Origin of the sequence: Zeaxanthinibacter sp. PT1, assembly GCF_028464225.1 — a bacterium.
Taxonomy (GTDB): domain Bacteria; phylum Bacteroidota; class Bacteroidia; order Flavobacteriales; family Flavobacteriaceae; genus Zeaxanthinibacter.
Genome location: NZ_JAQPCN010000004.1, coordinates 132083 through 150288, shown reverse-complemented (window position 1 = coordinate 150288; position 18206 = coordinate 132083). Strand labels below are relative to the sequence as shown.

The window sequence follows — 18206 nt, the reverse complement described above, 5'->3', positions numbered from 1 at the left end:
CGATGAATAAGACAGTAAATATAAACCTCGCCAATATTCTTTTTCATATCGATGAAGAAGCTTATATAAAACTACAACACTACCTGGAAGCCATCCGTCGTTCTTTTTCGGGTACTCCCGGAAGCGATGAGATCATCGCTGACATTGAAGCGCGCATTGCCGAGCTTTTCCAGGAAAAGATGGAAACGGACCGGCAGGTAATCACCATGAAAGAGGTAGAACAAGTAATCTCGGTTATGGGGCAGCCAGAAGATTACATGGTCGATGAAGATATTTTTGAAGATGCTCCTAAGACAGAAAGAACGCAACCCGGAAGAATTAAGCGACTTTACAGGGATACAGAGCGCAAGTACATCGGCGGGGTTTGTGCCGGGCTGGAATACTACCTCGGCATAGACAAACTATGGATACGCTTATTATTCTTATTACTGGCTGTATTCACCGGCTTTGGCTTTATTGCTTATATACTGTTATGGATCCTGGTCCCCGAGGCCAGGACCACCTCTCAAAAACTTGATATGACCGGAGAACCGGTTAATATCTCCAATATTGAGCGCAAGGTAAAGGAGGGTTTTGACGATGTGAGTGAACGTGTTAAAAATGTGGATTATGAAAAGGTGGGGACTAAAGTTAAAAATGGTACCAGGTCTTTTTTTGATTCCTTGGGCGACCTGATCCTGTTCGTCTTTAAGGTGATCGGTAAATTTATCGGGATCCTGTTGATCATCATTGGAGCAACAGCATTGATAGGCCTTTTTATAGGTATGTTCACGGTAGGGATTGCTGATATCATCCATATACCCGGAGTAGATTTCATTGACATGATGAATTCTACCGCTGCGCCCTTCTGGCTGGTAAGCCTGATGATCTTCCTGGCTTTTGGAATTCCTTTTTTCTTTCTCCTGTACCTGGGGTTGAAAATACTGGTTAATAACCTGAATTCTATTGGCAGAGTCGCAAAATTCACCTTGTTGGGGTTATGGCTGCTTTCCCTGATCACTTTGATGGTATTAGGCATACAACAAGCTTCCTCCCATGCGTTCAGCAGTAGCTCCAGTATAAAAAAGGATCTGTTTAGCATGGGTACCCCGGATACACTGATCGTTCGCATGAGGGTTAACGAATTGTATGATCGTGACGGACGTGGTATGGGTATAGACCGGATGAAAATGATTTTTGATGAATCTGGCGACCCCCTCCTCTATTCGGATGATGTAGTGTTTAACCTGAAGGTTTCAGAAGATTCTATTATCCGTATTCATATCAGGAAAGACGCTGATGGTAATTCGGTGCCGGACGCCCGCAGCAGGGCCGAAGCCATTTCGTATTCCTATGATCAAATGGGCAACTTACTTATACTGGATGACCACCTGCTTACAGACCCCTCCAACAAAGTCCGGGACCAGGAAGTCACCACCACGGTATATATCCCCGAGGGCACCATACTGCAACTGGATAACAGCACCCGGGGTCATATTGGTCGGGGGACCCGTTACGATCGGGATTTTTACCGGAGCAAAATGATAGGGCACTATTGGCAGATGGATGACGATGGAGAGTTAAAATGCCTGGATTGTCCGGAAGAAGAATATCCCGCCGACCGTGAAGATGGTGAGAACAACAAAATAAAAATAAACGAGGATGGCATAGACATCAAATTGGAGGATGAAACGGACAGTTTTGAATTGAAAATTAATGAAGAAGGGGTTCGGATGCGGACAAATTGATCCTGGTCTTGCAATTCAGACCCCGGATTTAACAACTGGGTCTATGGCCTTGTGAAATAATAAAGAAGTGTGCGAATTTAGTTTCGCCGGACCGGAGGTGAGTTTTAAGCCGACGGATATACCTGATAACCATAAAATATTAAAACAACTAACATGACAACACTAGCAAGAATTACCCTCGGTTTATTATTAGCCTTATTTGCTTGTTCCTGTGGTTTTGACATCAGCTTCGCAGAGGGCAAAAGCGGGAATGGCAATATCGTTGAGGACAGGAGAGAAATTACCGAACCCTTTACAGAGATACAGGCTTCGGAAGGAATAGACGTTTATGTTACCCAGGCAGAAGATTTTGAAATTACTGTAGAAGGTGACGAGAATATCATTGACCTGATCGGTACAGATATCAGGAAAGGTGAGTTAAAGATCCACGCCATTGAAAATATAGGAAGGGCTACGAAAAAAGTTTACGTTTCCCTACCTTCAGTTACAGCTTTACGGGGTTCCAGCGGAGCTACCCTAGTGAGCAGTGAAGCGATCAAAGGCGAACAGATAAATGTTGACGCCAGCAGTGGTGCGGACCTGGAATTGGAGCTTTATGCGGATGAAATAGACCTGGACAGCAGCAGCGGGGCAATGGTTAATCTTAAAGGGGAAGCCAATATGTTGCACGTAGACAGTAGCAGTGGTGCAAATGTCAGGGCATCAGACTTACGCACTAAAAGATGTAATGCAGATGCCAGCAGCGGTTCTAATGTTCACGTCAATGTCACTGATGACCTGACGGCAGACGCCAGCTCCGGAGCCAACATCCGGTACAGCGGGGAAGCAGCCGTACACAAGAATAAATCTATATCCGGGAATATCTCTAAAGACTGAAATCCATTTGTTTTTGACCAACCAGAACTTCCCGGGCAACTCACCCGGGATTTTCTTTTCTATCTTGATTCATTGCGTATCTTAGTGTATAAAGAGAATCATACGCCTGTGCAATTATCAATAGCTACTTACAAACTACCGCTTAAACATACCTTTAGTATATCCCGAGAATCTATTAACCACCAGGACACCATGATCGTGTCCCTGAGCAAAGATGGGCACACGGGATACGGGGAGGCCACGGCCAACGCTTACTACCATGCTACCGTAGCGCAAATGACGGCAGAGATAGAAGCCCAGAGGGAGACGATCTGCTCTTACCAATTTGAGTACCCGGAAGCCTTTCACGCTTTTCTTACGGAACTCCCGATCAGCAATTTTTCACGCTGTGCCCTGGATGTTGCCGCCCATGACCTCTATGGGAAGATCAAAGGTGAACCGCTTTACAGTCTCTGGGGGACAGATCCTTCTCAATACCCCCTTACCAATTACACCATCGGGATAGACAGCATAGATACCATGGTAGCCAAGATGAAAGAAAAGCCCTGGCCACTGTACAAGATAAAACTGGGCACCGCGGATGATGTGGCCATAGTTCGTGAATTACGGAAACATACTGATGCAGTTTTTCGCATAGATGCCAATGGTGCCTGGACCGCCAAGGAAACCATAAGTAATGCCCCTGTATTAAAAGAGCTTGGTGTAGAGTTCCTGGAACAGCCTCTGGATGCCAGGGATTGGGAAGGGATGGAAAAAGTAATGCATTACAGCGTATTACCCGTAATTGCGGATGAAAGTTGCATCCTGGAGCAGGATGTAGAAAAGTGCGGACTGCATTTCCACGGAATTAACATAAAACTCGTTAAATGCGGTGGCCTAACACCGGCACTTCGTATGATAAAGCGGGGGAAAGAATTAGGGCTCAAGGTTATGGTAGGATGTATGACAGAATCTACTGTCGGTATTTCCGCTGTAGCCCAGTTATTACCACAATTAGATTATGTGGATATGGATGGTGCTATGCTCCTGGCAGAGGATATAGCCCATGGGGTGAGCATCGCCAACAGCGGAAAGGTGATTTACCCGGACAAGCCGGGTACAGGGGTAACCTTATGGTCATGAATTTTCATGTTGATCATATAGATGGTCGTCTGGCCTATATCAAGAAGCATCCGTACCTGTATTTTGGGGGTACATCTTACCTGGGCATACCTTACCTCACGGGGTTCAAGGAAACGCTTAAATCAAATCTGGACTATTATGGCAGCAGTTATGGATCTTCCAGGCATAGTAATTTCCGTTTAGAACTTTACGAGGAAGCGGAAACCTACCTGGCTTCCTGGACAGGCAGTGAAAGATCCCTGACTTTGTCTTCAGGATACCTTGCCGGGCAGATGCTCAGTACGCTCTTACAAGAAGGCGGTCATTCATTCTTTTATGCACCGGGATCGCATTCTGCCATGCACCAAGGGTCTGAAAAAGCTTTTAGTACATGGGAAGAACTATTGAGGGCATTAAATAGGTTTGTAGGCCAGGGATATGAAGAGCCGCCCGTGCTCTTTATGGATACCATGGATCTTACAGGAGCCGGGTACCCTGATTTTCCATACCTGCAACAGTTACCCCTGGATAAGATCATATTGGTCCTTGATGATTCACATGGCCTAGGGGTCTTGGGAACAGAGGGATCAGGTATGTATAAGGCGGCAACAGCTCTGAACCCCTGGGAACTAATCGTCTGTGCCTCGCTGAATAAGGCCATGGGTATTCCCGGTGGTATTATTCTCGGAAACCTGGATCGAATAACAAGTCTCAGGAACACTACTTTTTTTTCAGGGGCAAGTCCCGTGCCACCGGCTTACCTGGCTACCCTCATGAGTTCTACCGGTCTCTATAGGGAGCAATATAATAAGTTGCAGCAGTTACTCACCTATTTTGAGTCCCTTTCGCTACCCGATGATCTATTCCAACGACTACCGGCTCACCCTGTCTTTGCTTTCAAGGATAAATCTCTTACAGAATATCTCTACCGGAATGAAATCCTTGTGACCGATTTTAACTATGCAGGTTCGGGCAGTGAATACACTGGCAGGATGGTGATCAATGCCAACCATCGGATTGGCGATTTAGAAAAACTCGCTGTTTGTCTTCAAAAACACTATAAGTAAAAAGGGTATAATACATTAACGATTTTTCAAAGCAACTGGAATAATCCTGTTAATCTTTTAAAAAAAAATCGTAACTTTTATCATATCAATGCGTAACCAATAAAACCCTTTCCTATGAAAAAATTTCTGTTATTAGTTTTTTTGATGCTGATTTTAATCTCCGCAGCAACCATCAGCACATCAAAACCGGATGCAATGCATACCATGGAGGGCACCTGGGAACAAGTTACCTTTTACAATTACGATGGAGATAAAGTGGATACCGTAAAACTCATCGATGGATACCGGCAGGTTAAGATGTATTACAATGGAAAAGTGATGTGGTCCAGGACGGACCCGAACGATACCGTTGGAAGGTTTGGCTATGGCCGTTACCATATTACAGACAAGGAATTAATTGAGGATATCGAATATGGAGATTACAGTATGATGAGGGCATTGCAGACCTTACGCAACTTCAGGTTCGAGCTTGTTCTCACAGACAGTACTTACAGCCAGATTTCCTATGATGAAGACGGAAACAGGACCTTCTCTGAGAATTATGTCAGGATCGATTAGGTTGAGTTCAATATAAAAAACCCGGGAAAGTCCCGGGTTTTTTATTTTATCATACCAAACAAATGGCCTTAGTTCACTTCTTGCGGTGCTTTGATCGCTGCCAGGTAACGTTCGGCATCCAGGGCAGCCATACACCCGGTTCCGGCAGCTGTTACCGCCTGGCGGTATTCTTTATCCTGTACATCCCCACTGGCAAAAACCCCTGGTTTGTTGGTTTTGGTCGATTTCCCCTTGGTGATGATATAACCAGTTGGGTCCATCTCTAACTGTCCTTTAAAAATGTCGGTATTTGGTTTGTGGCCTATAGCCACGAAAAATCCCGTAATTGCGATCTCTTCTTTTTCCCCAGTCTGGTTATTCACCATCCTTAATCCTTCCACTACTTGTTCTCCTAGGATCTCATCAACTTCTGTATTGTATCGCAGATCTATATTTTCTGCAGAGTTGACCCTATGCTGCATGGCTTTTGATGCCCTCATATGATCTTTTCTCACCAACATAGTCACCTTGTTGCAGATATTGGCAAGGTAAGTTGCTTCTTCAGCTGCAGTATCACCACCTCCTACGATCGCCACATCCTGGCCTTTATAAAAGAATCCATCACAAACAGCACACGCAGAAACTCCCCCACCTCTCAGTCTTTGTTCACTTGGAAGGTTCAGGTATTTTGCAGAAGCCCCGGTAGATATAATCACTACCTCAGCCTCAATTACCTTGTCATTATCAATGGTCACTTCGTGAATACCACCTTCTTCTTCGCTGAATTTTACTGCAGTCGCCATTCCGATTCGCACCTCTGTACCAAAACGTTCGGCTTGCTTTTGAAAATCTATCATCATACTGGGACCATCTACACCATCAGGGTAGCCAGGAAAGTTATCTACCTCAGTGGTGGTAGTCAATTGACCACCCGGCTCCATACCGGTGTACATAACAGGTTTCATATCTGCTCGGGCAGCATATATGGCTGCAGTATAACCGGCAGGACCTGATCCTAATATCAATGTCTTTAATCGTTCTCTTTTCTCTGTCATGATCCAGTTCTTCTCTTTATTAATAGATCGTAAAATTAGGGCTTTCTCCCTAAAGTCCGGGGTCAAAGATATCAAAAACTATGATAGTTCTATAATGGAATCCATTGGGTAATTGACTCCTTTAATCGACGTCAGAAAACACCTTAACCCCCTTGAAATTCAAGCTTATAAATCACCGTTTTACAATTAATAAGAAGAGTTGTTTTGTGAACTGGGACAAAGATAATACCTTGAATACCGCAATCTCCCCCTTTAACCAGGGGGTGCGTTTGACCACTAAACTTTAAAACCAGCTTCATGATCCCAATTCTATTGCTGTTGCTCAGTGTGATCATTATTATCATACTGACGGCAAAACTCAATGTTCATCCTTTTCTTGCCCTCTTAGGAGCAGCCTTATTTTTCGCATTATTTTCAGGAATGAACCTGGACACCATCGTTCAATCCATAAATGACGGTTTTGGCACTACCCTTGGAAAGATTGGCGTGGTCATCATTTTGGGAGTAATCATAGGGGCTTTCCTGGAGCATTCGGGGGGCGCTTTTAAACTAGCTGAAAAGGTGTTAGGCCTTATTGGCAGGAAAAGAGTTCACGAGGCCATGGGAATAGTCGGGTTTATAGTTTCTATACCTGTTTTCGCAGATAGCGGCTTTATAATACTTAACCCACTTAATAAAAGCCTCAGCAAGAAAGCAGGCCTATCTATTGTAGGGACTGCCGTGGCTCTAATGCTGGGGTTAATGATTACCCATGTATTGGTGCCCCCAACCCCGGGACCTATTGCCGCAGCGGGAATTCTTGATGCAGATGTAGGCCTGGTTATGCTGGTCGGTCTAGTGGTAGGATCACTCTCCCTGATCCTTGCTATCATTTATTGTAAAAAATATGCTTCTAAATTCTACATAGATCCTAACCCGGACGTGACAGAAGAATTTATCAGGGAAAAGATGAAAACTGCCCCGTCTGCATTCCGTTCTTTCTTACCTATACTTATCCCTATAATTCTTATTGTAGGGAAATCATTGGTCGATTTCAATTTCGGCAAAACAGCGCCTGATACCGGCTGGGTGCAGCTCGTCTCTTTTATAGGTTCACCTGTTATCGCCTTGATCATCGGGATGTTCCTGGCCTTTACCCTGCCCAGGAAATGGGACAAGGAGATTCTTTCTACCACAGGATGGGTAGGGAAATCACTTGGGGATGCATCTAACATCATCCTGATCACGGGGGCAGGAGGAATTTTTGGAACTATTTTACAAAATAGCGGGATTGCAGCTATCCTGGCCGATTCGCTTGCCAGTGCCAATCTCGGGATCTGGTTGCCATTTTTGCTTTGTGCTGCGATAAAATCTGCCCAGGGATCCTCTACTGTGGCCCTGATTACAACGGCATCAATAGTAGCTCCTTTATTGCAGACCATGGGGATTGAAACCGCCTTGGATAAAGCGCTTATTGTTTCAGCCATCGGTGCAGGGGCCATGGTGGTTTCTCATGCAAATGACAGTGGGTTCTGGATCTTAACCCAGTTTTCCGGTATCGATATCAGAACGGGGTATAAAGTTTACACATTAGGAACCTTCCTGGTTGGGTGTTTTGCCGCCCTGCTCATTTTTGCTGCAACATTTATTTTTTAGTGCGCCTGATTCTATGAGACATCATTACAATTTAAAAATCGTATGGACGGGGAATACAGGGAGCGGTACCAGTACCTATACCGGCTATGGACGGGACCATACCATAGAAGCTGAGGGAAAACCCGTGCTGTTGGGATCAGCAGACCCGGCATTCCGCGGAGATGTTACTAAGTATAATCCTGAAGAACTCTTCCTGGCCTCATTATCCGCATGCCATATGCTCTGGTACCTGCACTTCTGTTCCGAGGCGGGAATTAAAGTGACGGAGTATTCTGACCGTGCCGAGGGAACCCTGGCGGTGGATAGCACCGGAAGCGGCAGATTTACAGGAGTATTACTGAAACCGTTAGTAAGAGTTTCCGAAAATAACATGAAGGAAGCAGCATTAGATCTTCATCAAAAAGCGCATCAGTATTGCTTTATTGCCAACTCCTGTAATTTTCCTGTAAAGGGACAGCCCCGAATATTGGTCGAGTAAGCAAGCTTACTAAATCTATTGATGCCAAGTAACGTGCGTCCTGATTTAAAAACCCAGGCGGCTTACAGATCATCAGTGCTTTCGTAGAGTTTGGTCATCTCCCGGCTTCCCCCCGTACCGGGCCTGTCCTTTTGTAGGTCCTCTGCCCATGCAGTAACCATAATCTTACTTGTGGCATTACAAGCCTGCAGTCCATAGGAATACGGCCTGATTCCAAGGGCATGGGAAAACGCTATGTCACAGATAGCATCAATTGGTTTACCATCTTCGGCTAGGATACGATACGTCGGATCTATGTCGATGCCCCCGATTTCGTAACTAAGTTTTCCCCTTTCTTCAAATACCTTATCCCTCACCTTTTTTTCAAAATCCTTATGCGGACTTTTAGCTGTTCTAAAATTCGCCCTGGCTTTTCGAACATGCTTAGCTTTTAGCAGTCCGGGGAAAGGAAATTCTTCCAGTTCTACAAGGTCCTGCCCTGCACAATTGATGAATAGCCGGTATTCCAGTTCCTCTTTATCACCATCCTCCTTCTCCAGGATAATTTTCGTGTTACTTCTTTTAGCATGATCATCCGACATCTGTACCTTCCCGGGTATCATCTCGATACAGCCGGCCTGGTGCAAAGCCAGTAGAATTCTGGCCGATGGTAAGGGCAGAGCAGCTATAACATTCAATAAAAAAGGCATGATTTTCTTTTGCAATAGCAGGTGATCTTCCGCCGGTAACAGTTCTGCATGGAAATTCAGGCAGTACATCAGGTCATCGAGCGTTTCTTTCCAATGCACCGGACGATTGTTTGCCTGGAATGCTTCAGCCATTACCAGTTCCTGTTTCATCCCATCAAAAGAATCCACATATTCGTGTTCTCCCGATAGTTTTTCCACGAAATCCACTATACCAAACCCGGGATTATCCAAAGAATCAATTAAATATTCCTTTTTGTCTTTCTGAAATGCCGATTTCAAGGCAGGCTTACAAACTTCCTGGAAGAAAGTTTCTAAACTTAAATATCCCTCATCGTCTACTAGCGATAGTACTGTTTGCCTATCCGTATGACGATAGATCTCCCGCATGGGGTTTTCCTGTAGGTACTGAAGGTGGGGTAGCCAGCCTTCGGCCGAGTGCATTTGAATCTTGAAATCCTTTGCTCTTTTCGCACGGGTGAATTTTAGCTCCCCATTAGTCTCTGCAAACGTACCATGCCTGTGGGCCAGGGAGCTTACTACGTCAAAAGCACTCAGGGAGGCACCCAGGGTTCCGATAGTGAAGTTGTGATAAGTATCTTTTGGCGGAATAATTTTCTGAATGGGCCATGGAGAGGCATAATAGCCGGCGGGTGGATTATCACCTTCTTTCCAGGCATGACCTGTGGCAATGATCACTTTAGAAAAATCATAGACTTCCCCCCTGTCGTCAACTACCTTTACCATAGATCGGTCAGTGTCATATACGATGTCTGTCACCATGGTATTGTTCATTTCGCGAACAGCCACACCTCCTGAGTTTATTTTAAAAGTCAATTTACCGTATTGGGCGTGCAGATAATACCCCAGGGCCAGGCGGCTGTATACCTTGGAATCATCAATATCCCGGTCATTTATATTCAATGCCTGCAGAGTCTGCTTGTCCTGCCTTCTAAGCCAATTTCCAAAAGTTTCGGGAAGCGCAGGTATTTCGTCAGAAGAAATATTGGATAAATTATGGATATCTGTAGTCCTGGGGTTGTAGGGCATCCCCATGGCCATCTTGTCCTCCTTCTCAAAAATGGTGATTTCAAGGAGAATATCCCTGAATACCTCCAGTTGATCCGAAACGTGTTTAAGGAAAAATAAGGCAGTGGCACCACTGCCGATAACACCTACTTTTATGGATCTATTCATATTTGAAGAATATTAATATCAGCCCTGCCTATCAGCCGCTTCAAAAACCACAGACTCTAATTTGATCGGAGCTTTTTCTACCGCTTTTGCTAACTGTTTGTTAGATCTGAAGGATGCCTTCTGAAGAAGCCTGGTCTCATAGTGCAATTCGAACCTGGACTCCCGGAAAGGCCAGGGTTCAATACTCACCTGCCCGGGCTCGCCATGAATAAAGTACCGATGATGTTCCAGGCCTTTATTGATCTCCAGTTTCCGGTCCCGGGCAGGCAGCTGACGCTGGCAGAGAATCAGGGAAGCGCGGTCACAAAATCGCATCAACCCATAGGCCTCCTCGAGATTATCTTTGCTCCAACCGTATAATTTTAATTGTTTCTTTCTCTCGGTCAATACCATATTGAAAAAGCTCTTAAAGCCTTTGTGTCCGGCTTTCTTATCACCATAAAGGAATTCGAGATGAGCTCCAATCAGCAATGCCACCATTTGTGATTTCTGGGCTGCATTTTCATATACAAGTTCAGCATGGGCCAGGGCATCCGAATCAGATCGTTTATCCTGGGTGAAATCCATGGGGGTACCGATATCTGTGAGGTAATTCTTTTTATCAAAATCTAACAGGTAGTCATCATGCTCAATGATAGCAGTAAGCACATCTTCCCAATAGGCAGGCCTGGATGAAGGCTTTACCTGCATAGCTATTTTGCCGGCTAATAAGCCATGGGTATAGTGAGAGATAACTTCCCAGCCTTCCAAAAGATGATTCACTATCATGATCTCCAGGTATCGTTATACAATATTAGAACAGGCACGGGATTAACACGTTACCAGGCACACCAAAGATTAACGCTATTCAATTTATATCTGATTTTTTCAACAGACGGGAATAACCCGGTTATCACCGGCAAGTAATTTTGCTTCTTCTTTGCTGCTCTTAAAGCTATTATATTATCGCATAGAGCCTTCTCCACGATCTTTTATCAGCTAATTTAACCACACCTAGAGCTGAACATAAAACAACGATTATGGCTAAGAAAGAATCTAACACTCAAAAAATAGAGCAGTTACAAAAGAATATGGTCGATCCTGAAGGCAAGGCCCTCACCACCCGTCAGGGAGTTAAGGTGAACGATACCAATAATTCCCTTAAAGCGGGCCCAAGGGGTTCTACCCTGCTTGAGGATTTCCTGCTCCGGGAGAAGATCACCAGTTTTGACCACGAAAGGATCCCGGAGAGGATCGTGCATGCCCGAGGGAGTGGGGCGCATGGTTATTTTGAATTGTATGACAGTATTGCCGAATTTTCCAAGGCCGGCATTTTTACAGATACCAAACGAAAAACCCCGGTCTTTGTCCGGTTTTCCACAGTTGCGGGATCTAAAGGTTCCCCGGACCTGGCTCGTGATGTCCGTGGATTCGCCGTCAAATTCTATACGGAGGAAGGCACCTGGGATCTCGTTGGGAACAATATGCCCATTTTCTTTATTCAGGACGCCATGAAATTCCCGGATCTTATTCACTCAGTAAAACCGGAACCCAACAAAGAGATTCCGCAGGCCGCATCTGCCCATGACACTTTTTATGATTTTGTTTCCCTGACGACCGAAACACTACACAACCATATCTGGGTTATGAGTGACAGGGCTATCCCGAGAAGCCTCCGGATGATGGAAGGTTTTGGGATCCATACCTACCGTTTAATCAACGACAAGGGTGAAGCTCATTTTGTCAAATTCCACTGGAAACCTGTTTTGGGGGTACACTCGGTCACCTGGGACGAAGCGGTACGCATCAATGGCGCAGACCCGGATTTCCACAGGCGTGATCTCTGGGATGCTATTGAATCCGGACAATACCCTGAATGGGAACTCGGTATGCAAATCATCCCGGAAAAAGAAGAGCACTCTTTTGAATTTGACTTGTTGGATCCGACGAAGCTCGTACCGGAAGAAACGGTACCTGTAAAGATCATCGGGAAAATGACCCTCAACCGAAACCCTGAGAACTTTTTCGCCGAAACTGAACAGGTGGCCTTCCTGCCTGGAAACATAGTACCGGGAATCGACTTTACAAACGACCCTTTATTACAGGGAAGGTTGTTTTCTTACCGGGATACACAGCTATCACGCCTGGGTAGTCCTAATTTTCACCAGATACCCATCAACCAACCCGTAACCGAAACATTCCATAACCAGCGTGACGGGCATATGCAAACCCAGATCCCTAAAGGACAAACCGCATATTTCCCGAATACCCTGGGCGGAGGTTGCCCCCATTTATCCAAAATAGCCGAAGGTGCATTCCATTCTTATGAGGAGCGCATAGATGCTAAAAAGATAAGGACGCGCAGCAAGAGTTTTAGTGATCATTTTTCCCAGCCTGCATTGTTCTATCGCAGCCTTGCTTCCTGGGAACAGGAGCATGTAGCAGATGCTTATTCATTTGAACTGGGGAAATGTATGCACGCTCATATTAAAGAACGAATGTTATGGCTCATCCAGCAGATAGATAAGGGTCTGGCAAACAAGGTAGCAGAGAACCTTGGTATGGAGATTCCGGATAAAATAGAACAGCCTATTAACCAGGCGATTGGTGCTGACAGTAATCCGGAAGATTTTCAACCCGGACCGGCTAAGAATTACCTGGATAAATCTTCAGCCCTGAGCCAGGCAAATACACGGTTTGATAGTATCGCAACCAGGAAAATTGCCTTCTTGGCAGCAGAAGGTTTTTCCGAGGAGCAATTTGGCGTGATGAAGAAAACCCTTGAACAAAGGAATGCAGTCGTACAGGTTGTGGCACCCCACGGTGGTAGCATAAAATCGGGTAAAGGAAATAAATACGCTGTAGATGCTGCTATTGCCACCACGGAAAGTGTCTTGTTCGATGCAGTTTATATTCCTGGCGGAGCAGCTTCCGCTAAGGCGCTGCTGAAAGAGAAGAAATTCATAAAGTTTGTGAACGAAGCTTTTAAACATTGCAAAGCCATTGCTGTTTCTGGTGAAGGAAAACAACTGCTGGATGAAACCTTTGCTAGAGATCACAAAAAAGACAAGGCTTTGTTTATCGATGCGGATGCTGACAAGTTCTGCGATGCCATTGCACAGCACAGAAACTGGGACAGGATGGAAGTTGCGAAAGCTGTTGCGGTCTGATAAGGACTGATCCGTACAGGCAGTTAGGGGAACCCTGAACCTGTGGTATTAAAAAACGGGAACTTTTAAAGTTCCCGTTCTTGTTTAGCATAAGTAATACTGCCCTGAATTTTTACTTCACCTTCCGGTTTAATCTCCTGAGGCATCAGCAATAGTGCGTACCACGGCGGTATTAATGCGGTAGCGAAGAAACAATTTATGGGTGTTTCCCGCATTGGCTATAACCTGTTTACCGAACTGGGTTTCATAGGCATAACCGAGATCGAACTGGTTCCAGAGATTAAGTTTGATCAGGCCCGCCATGGCCTTATCTGTGCGGTTGCTGAGTCCGAATTTCACTATCCGGTTATAATCGGTCATGGCCGTTAACTCTAACGATGCCGGAGCCCCGGACACGTATCGCAGAAGCGTGGAAGGCTCCAGGGTCCATCCCCTGAGACCGCAAAATTATACCCTCCACTGAGGAAGAGGTGCGGACGGTCTGTTACCGCGGATGCCATCCCATCCTGGGCCTTTACTTTTTCACTACTTAACAGACGAGGTACAGACAAGGACAAATAATATCCATGGGCCACAGAGTATGCTCCTCCCCCACATTTGGTGAAAAATTACTGATATCCTGGAGGGAGGGGTCCGAATTAATATTATAAGTCTCAAGTCCACTTGCATTTACGCTGTAATAGTTACCTCCACTCAGATATATACCTCAATCCAGATTTTATTAAAATAGGCTAACTGGATTTTCGGTCTGATACCATTTCCATAAAAGTGCTAACCACTTTTTTTCTCAAGTTCACAACAGCCAGGTCTACGGTTACAACTTATATAGGAAAAGTAGTACAATAAAAATCTAGGTTTGAACGCTCCTAAGCTACAAGAGCCGTATAAGAGCACCGGTTTTCAACAATTTTTAACCATTACATACCTTCTGAACATGAAGCGAATTATTTTTTGCCTTTTTTATTTATGTACAATTTTTATTGTATCTGCACAGGACATCCTTGTGCTCTATGGAGGAAGCTCCTCTTATCTTACCAGAGCCCAGGATCACGCCGCTGACCTTTTTGCAACCGGGGCTTTTGATACTGTTGATGCTGTCGTGTGGGATGCGCCCAATAAATATGACGTAAATTATTTAGCTAACTATGACGCGGTCATGGTTGTAACAAATTCAGGTTACAATTCAGGTTATGGTATGGGCCAGGCCTTAAAATCGTATGTAGATAATGGAGGGGGCGTAGGTATCTTCCTCTTCGCCAATGCATCCATCCGAATTGGTGGCGCCTGGACTTACGATGCTCTTATACCTGCAAGTCAGTCCATGGGACCCTCGCATTTTGGAACGATTGATATACCCCACCACCCTGCGCTTAATTACCCCTTTATAATTGATACTGATACCTGGAATGTGGGGAACCTCTGGTCTTCCACCTCCAATACGCTGGCGCCGGAAGCCTATTCCATCGCCAAATTTTCGGATGGCCGACCAGGCATACAGGCCAGGGAAAATGTAGGGGTGAACGGCAGTGGCCGGGTTATTGGAATTGCTGTATCCCCAGATGCAGCGATACACGAAAATAAAATTCACGGATACCAATTATTTGCGAATATGATGATGTGGCTAACCGGGGCTATCGAAGTTACCGGCGATACCTGCTTCCCTTCCAACAACCTTACTTTTTCATTCAGGGAAGAGGGCGGTTCCCCTGTAGTGGCGTATGATTGGGATTTTGGGGATGGAAATACCTCTACACAACAGGGCCCTTCCCATGCATATGCTCAGGCAGGCATTTACAATGTTACCCTTACCATACTCCGTGAGGATAATTCTTCCGGTGTTTATTCGGAAGAGGTGGTTATTTCTGCGGAACCGACCGTAGCGGATGCCGGGGAAGATCAATACCTGGTGTCAGGAACTACTACAGCTCAACTCCTGGCAAATACTGCTGAGGTTGGGGTCGGGGCCTGGACCCTCGTATCGGGGCCGAATACGCCAAACGAATCACCGAATGATAATATTCTTGACCTTTCCGGACTAGTTAACGGAGTGTATACCTACCAATGGGAAATTACTACTAACGGTTGCGAGCCTTCAAATGACCAGGTTCAAATTACCATTGCAGAGAATACAGCACCTATCAATGCTTCCATTTCTTCCAATGAAATCCTTGAAAACAATACGGTTGGGGAGCATATTGGTAATTTTTCAGTATCTGACCCCGATAGCGGTGATGCCCATAGTTATCAATTAGTAAGTGGCCAGGGTGATGATGATAATGCCAGCTTTACAATCAATGGTAATACGCTGCAGGCCGGGGAGATTTTCGATTTTGAAGTCAGGAATGTGTACTCGATCAGGGTTAGGGTTACGGACCTATATGGGGGGACCTTTGAAAGCAGCTTTGAAATTGTAATTACCAATTCAGATGATGAAGATACAGACGGTGACGGGGTGAGTGACCTTACGGACAATTGTAAATCGATACCTAACCCAGACCAGTCAGACGCTGATGAAGATGGACAGGGAGATGTCTGTGATGAAGATGACGATAACGATGGAATTGAAGACCATACGGATAATTGTCCACTTTTTTCAAATACAGATCAAACTGATACAGATATCGATGGTATGGGCGACCTGTGCGATGATGATGATGATGGAGATGGCACCCCAGATGAAAATGACGCCTTTCCACTGGATGAAGCCGAAGATACGGATACAGATGGGGACGGGACCGGTGACAATGCGGATACCGATGACGACGGTGATGGCATAGCTGATGAAAATGACGCCTTTCCATTAGATAAAACCGAAGATACGGATACAGATGGGGACGGCACTGGTAACAATGCCGACACTGATGACGACGGTGATGGCATCGCTGATGAAAACGATGCTTTCCCTCAGGACGCGAACGAAGATAGGGATACCGATGGTGACGGTAACGGCGACAATGCCGATACTGATGATGATGGTGATGGCACGGCTGATGAGGACGATGCTTTCCCTCTGGATGAAAACGAAGATACAGATACTGATGGCGATGGTACCGGAGATAATGCCGACCAGGACGATGATGGCGATGGTTATAGTGATGATGAAGAAATTGCATTAGGAACAGATCCACTAGACCCCGCGGACTTCCCGGAGGAAGATAACGAGCCTTTCGAGGAAGAAGAAAGACCAGAAGTTGGCAAATCGGTGAGGCCTGCCCAGGCGATGACGCCCAACGGTGACGGCCTTAATGATAGCTGGATCATTCCGGATATCGAGAATTACCCCAATAACACGGTAAAGGTTTATAACCGCCAAGGACAGATGGTTTATGCAGTACGGGGTTATCGCAATAACTGGGAGGGACATTACAAGAACAATAGTGAAAAATTGCCGGCTGGCTCCTATTTCTTTGCAATCGACTTGGGGAATGGCACCCCACAGATTCAGGGATGGCTGTTTATCAATTATTAAAATCCAACAACGTATTCAATAGATATCACGATGAAAAAACAACTTTTATTTACGGCGATTTTTTCCTTCTTTGTTCTTACCGCCTGGGCACAGCAAGACCCCATGTATATATTCTACCGGTACAATATGAACCTTTTCAACCCGGCATATGCTGGATCTGGTGAAGGGGCCGAACTGGGTCTTGGCCTGCGCAGCCAGTGGGCTGGCGTTGAAGGAGCCCCTGAAAGCCAGAGTGCCATTTTCTCCATGCCTGTGGGCAGGAATATTGGATTGGGGGTTACAGTCCTCAACGACAAAACCTTTGTGGAGTCACAAACCTGGGTGGGGATCGATTTTTCCTATGCCCTTAGGCTAAACCACAGCCAGGTACTTTACTTGGGGATAAAAGGCAGTGGCAACAGTTATAATGTAAACAGCGACGGACTGGTTACCTATGGTGTAGGACAGGATGGAAGCCTTTCTGGCTATGATTCACGGTTTACACCCAACGTGGGTGTGGGAGCCTACCTGAAAGCGGATAAATATTTTGTTTCACTGTCAGCACCTAAACTCCTTGGCTCGGATCGGCTGCAGGAACGGGATGGCAATGCCTATCTCGGAGAGGAGAGGCTGCATGCCTACCTTATGGGTGGATGTGCCTTTGCCTTAGGCAACAACCTGGAGTTAACCGCTTCGAGCATGTTGCGATATGTGGATGCCTCCCCAATATCGGTTGATATGACTGCCATGCTTAACTTTGGACAGAGATTTGACCTTGGGGCCAGCTACCGCTTCAGGGAAAGTATCAGTGGTTTATTCCTTTTTAAAGTATCGAACTCAATTGCCCTTGGATATGCCTATGAGGCAGCGGTACAAAGTGAGGTTTACAACGCATCGCAAAACAGCCATGAAATTTTTATGAGGTTACAGATGTAAGCCTTCAGCCACATGCTAAATATATAGCTCCAAGCACCCCCGCCCTAGTGGCTGGATTCGGGAAAAGTAAAAAGTGATTTGCCTGCGCAAATCACTTTTTTATGGTTAACACTTATGGTGGTAAAACCCGATTTCTATTTCAATGGCTACAGAATATTATTGCCTTAATTACGGTTTCTTTGAAGCTTATATTAACCTTTCTTCATTATACGCAACATGAACCCATACCCTATAAAGTTTTGATATAGTGTATTTTAATTTAATGCTCATAAACTGTTCATCCTGGCTTTACAGTACTTGCTTCCAGGTTTGAC

14 protein-coding genes are annotated in these 18206 nt (G+C 45.4%); 10 read left to right on the top strand and 4 right to left on the bottom strand.

What is annotated here, in order from left to right; genetic code table 11:
- Positions 1–2 precede the first annotated feature (2 nt).
- From PP178_RS11785 to PP178_RS11765, 5 genes are all read left to right on the top strand, one after another.
- Entirely contained in the window at positions 3–1727 is a 1725-nt protein-coding gene (locus PP178_RS11785) for a PspC domain-containing protein (RefSeq protein WP_272594548.1), read from the top strand.
- 153 nt (positions 1728–1880) lie between these two features.
- A complete protein-coding gene (locus tag PP178_RS11780; protein WP_272594547.1) occupies positions 1881–2603 on the top strand; it encodes a head GIN domain-containing protein in 723 nt (240 codons plus the stop codon).
- 108 nt (positions 2604–2711) lie between these two features.
- Complete coding sequence (locus PP178_RS11775) at positions 2712–3725, top strand: dipeptide epimerase (protein ID WP_272594546.1); 1014 nt, start codon at positions 2712–2714, stop codon at positions 3723–3725.
- Positions 3722–4771, top strand: a complete 1050-nt coding sequence (locus PP178_RS11770; RefSeq protein WP_272594545.1) for an aminotransferase class I/II-fold pyridoxal phosphate-dependent enzyme — start codon at positions 3722–3724, stop codon at positions 4769–4771. The genes PP178_RS11775 and PP178_RS11770 overlap by 4 nt, the downstream gene beginning before the upstream one ends.
- Before the next feature lie 114 nt (positions 4772–4885).
- Positions 4886–5329 (top strand): hypothetical protein, encoded by a 444-nt coding sequence (locus PP178_RS11765; protein WP_272594544.1) that lies wholly within the window; start codon positions 4886–4888, stop codon positions 5327–5329.
- Between the two features lie 68 nt (positions 5330–5397).
- On the opposite strand, the gene trxB is transcribed toward PP178_RS11765, so the two are convergent.
- Positions 5398–6363 (bottom strand): thioredoxin-disulfide reductase, encoded by a 966-nt coding sequence (gene trxB, locus PP178_RS11760; RefSeq protein WP_272594543.1) that lies wholly within the window; start codon positions 6361–6363, stop codon positions 5398–5400.
- Between the two features lie 297 nt (positions 6364–6660).
- On the opposite strand from trxB, the gene PP178_RS11755 reads away from it, so the two are divergent.
- The gene (locus tag PP178_RS11755) at positions 6661–7998 is read left to right on the top strand and encodes a GntP family permease (RefSeq protein WP_272594542.1); all 1338 of its coding nucleotides are present in this window, start codon (positions 6661–6663) and stop codon (positions 7996–7998) included.
- Positions 7999–8011: 13 nt separating this feature from the next.
- Positions 8012–8476 (top strand): OsmC family protein, encoded by a 465-nt coding sequence (locus PP178_RS11750; RefSeq protein ID WP_272594541.1) that lies wholly within the window; start codon positions 8012–8014, stop codon positions 8474–8476.
- A 62-nt stretch (positions 8477–8538) separates the two neighbouring features.
- Here PP178_RS11750 and PP178_RS11745 read toward each other — a convergent pair whose 3' ends face one another.
- Together PP178_RS11745 and PP178_RS11740 are read right to left on the bottom strand one after the other, a co-directional pair.
- Positions 8539–10359: an FAD/NAD(P)-binding protein gene (locus PP178_RS11745; RefSeq protein WP_272594540.1), complete on the bottom strand. Its 1821-nt coding sequence runs from the start codon at positions 10357–10359 to the stop codon at positions 8539–8541.
- Between the two features lie 18 nt (positions 10360–10377).
- A complete protein-coding gene (locus tag PP178_RS11740; protein WP_272594539.1) occupies positions 10378–11127 on the bottom strand; it encodes a DUF3891 family protein in 750 nt (249 codons plus the stop codon).
- Positions 11128–11378: 251 nt separating this feature from the next.
- Between PP178_RS11740 and PP178_RS11735 the strand changes: the two genes are divergently transcribed.
- A complete protein-coding gene (locus tag PP178_RS11735) occupies positions 11379–13508 on the top strand; it encodes a catalase (RefSeq protein ID WP_272594538.1) in 2130 nt (709 codons plus the stop codon).
- A 129-nt stretch (positions 13509–13637) separates the two neighbouring features.
- Here the strand turns inward: PP178_RS11735 and PP178_RS11730 are convergent, their stop codons facing one another.
- Positions 13638–13931 (bottom strand): type IX secretion system membrane protein PorP/SprF, encoded by a 294-nt coding sequence (locus PP178_RS11730; protein ID WP_272594665.1) that lies wholly within the window; start codon positions 13929–13931, stop codon positions 13638–13640.
- A 511-nt stretch (positions 13932–14442) separates the two neighbouring features.
- Between PP178_RS11730 and PP178_RS11725 the strand changes: the two genes are divergently transcribed.
- Together PP178_RS11725 and PP178_RS11720 are read left to right on the top strand one after the other, a co-directional pair.
- On the top strand, positions 14443–16977 hold the full coding sequence (locus PP178_RS11725) for a gliding motility-associated C-terminal domain-containing protein (protein WP_272594537.1): 2535 nt from the start codon (positions 14443–14445) through the stop codon (positions 16975–16977).
- Positions 16978–17007: 30 nt separating this feature from the next.
- On the top strand, positions 17008–17892 hold the full coding sequence (locus PP178_RS11720; protein ID WP_272594536.1) for a PorP/SprF family type IX secretion system membrane protein: 885 nt from the start codon (positions 17008–17010) through the stop codon (positions 17890–17892).
- The last annotated feature ends 314 nt before the right edge of the window (positions 17893–18206 follow it).

What these genes read in the sequence shown, in the direction of transcription:
- PP178_RS11785 (WP_272594548.1), top strand. Translation starts at nt 3, where the DNA reads ATGAATAAGACAGTAAATATAAACCTCGCCAATATTCTTTTTCATATC.
- PP178_RS11780 (WP_272594547.1), top strand. Translation starts at nt 1,881, where the DNA reads ATGACAACACTAGCAAGAATTACCCTCGGTTTATTATTAGCCTTATTT.
- PP178_RS11770 (WP_272594545.1), top strand. Translation starts at nt 3,722, where the DNA reads ATGAATTTTCATGTTGATCATATAGATGGTCGTCTGGCCTATATCAAG.
- PP178_RS11765 (WP_272594544.1), top strand. Translation starts at nt 4,886, where the DNA reads ATGAAAAAATTTCTGTTATTAGTTTTTTTGATGCTGATTTTAATCTCC.
- trxB (WP_272594543.1), bottom strand. Translation starts at nt 6,363, where the DNA reads ATGACAGAGAAAAGAGAACGATTAAAGACATTGATATTAGGATCAGGT.
- PP178_RS11755 (WP_272594542.1), top strand. Translation starts at nt 6,661, where the DNA reads ATGATCCCAATTCTATTGCTGTTGCTCAGTGTGATCATTATTATCATA.
- PP178_RS11750 (WP_272594541.1), top strand. Translation starts at nt 8,012, where the DNA reads ATGAGACATCATTACAATTTAAAAATCGTATGGACGGGGAATACAGGG.
- PP178_RS11745 (WP_272594540.1), bottom strand. Translation starts at nt 10,359, where the DNA reads ATGAATAGATCCATAAAAGTAGGTGTTATCGGCAGTGGTGCCACTGCC.
- PP178_RS11740 (WP_272594539.1), bottom strand. Translation starts at nt 11,127, where the DNA reads ATGATAGTGAATCATCTTTTGGAAGGCTGGGAAGTTATCTCTCACTAT.
- PP178_RS11735 (WP_272594538.1), top strand. Translation starts at nt 11,379, where the DNA reads ATGGCTAAGAAAGAATCTAACACTCAAAAAATAGAGCAGTTACAAAAG.
- PP178_RS11725 (WP_272594537.1), top strand. Translation starts at nt 14,443, where the DNA reads ATGAAGCGAATTATTTTTTGCCTTTTTTATTTATGTACAATTTTTATT.
- PP178_RS11720 (WP_272594536.1), top strand. Translation starts at nt 17,008, where the DNA reads ATGAAAAAACAACTTTTATTTACGGCGATTTTTTCCTTCTTTGTTCTT.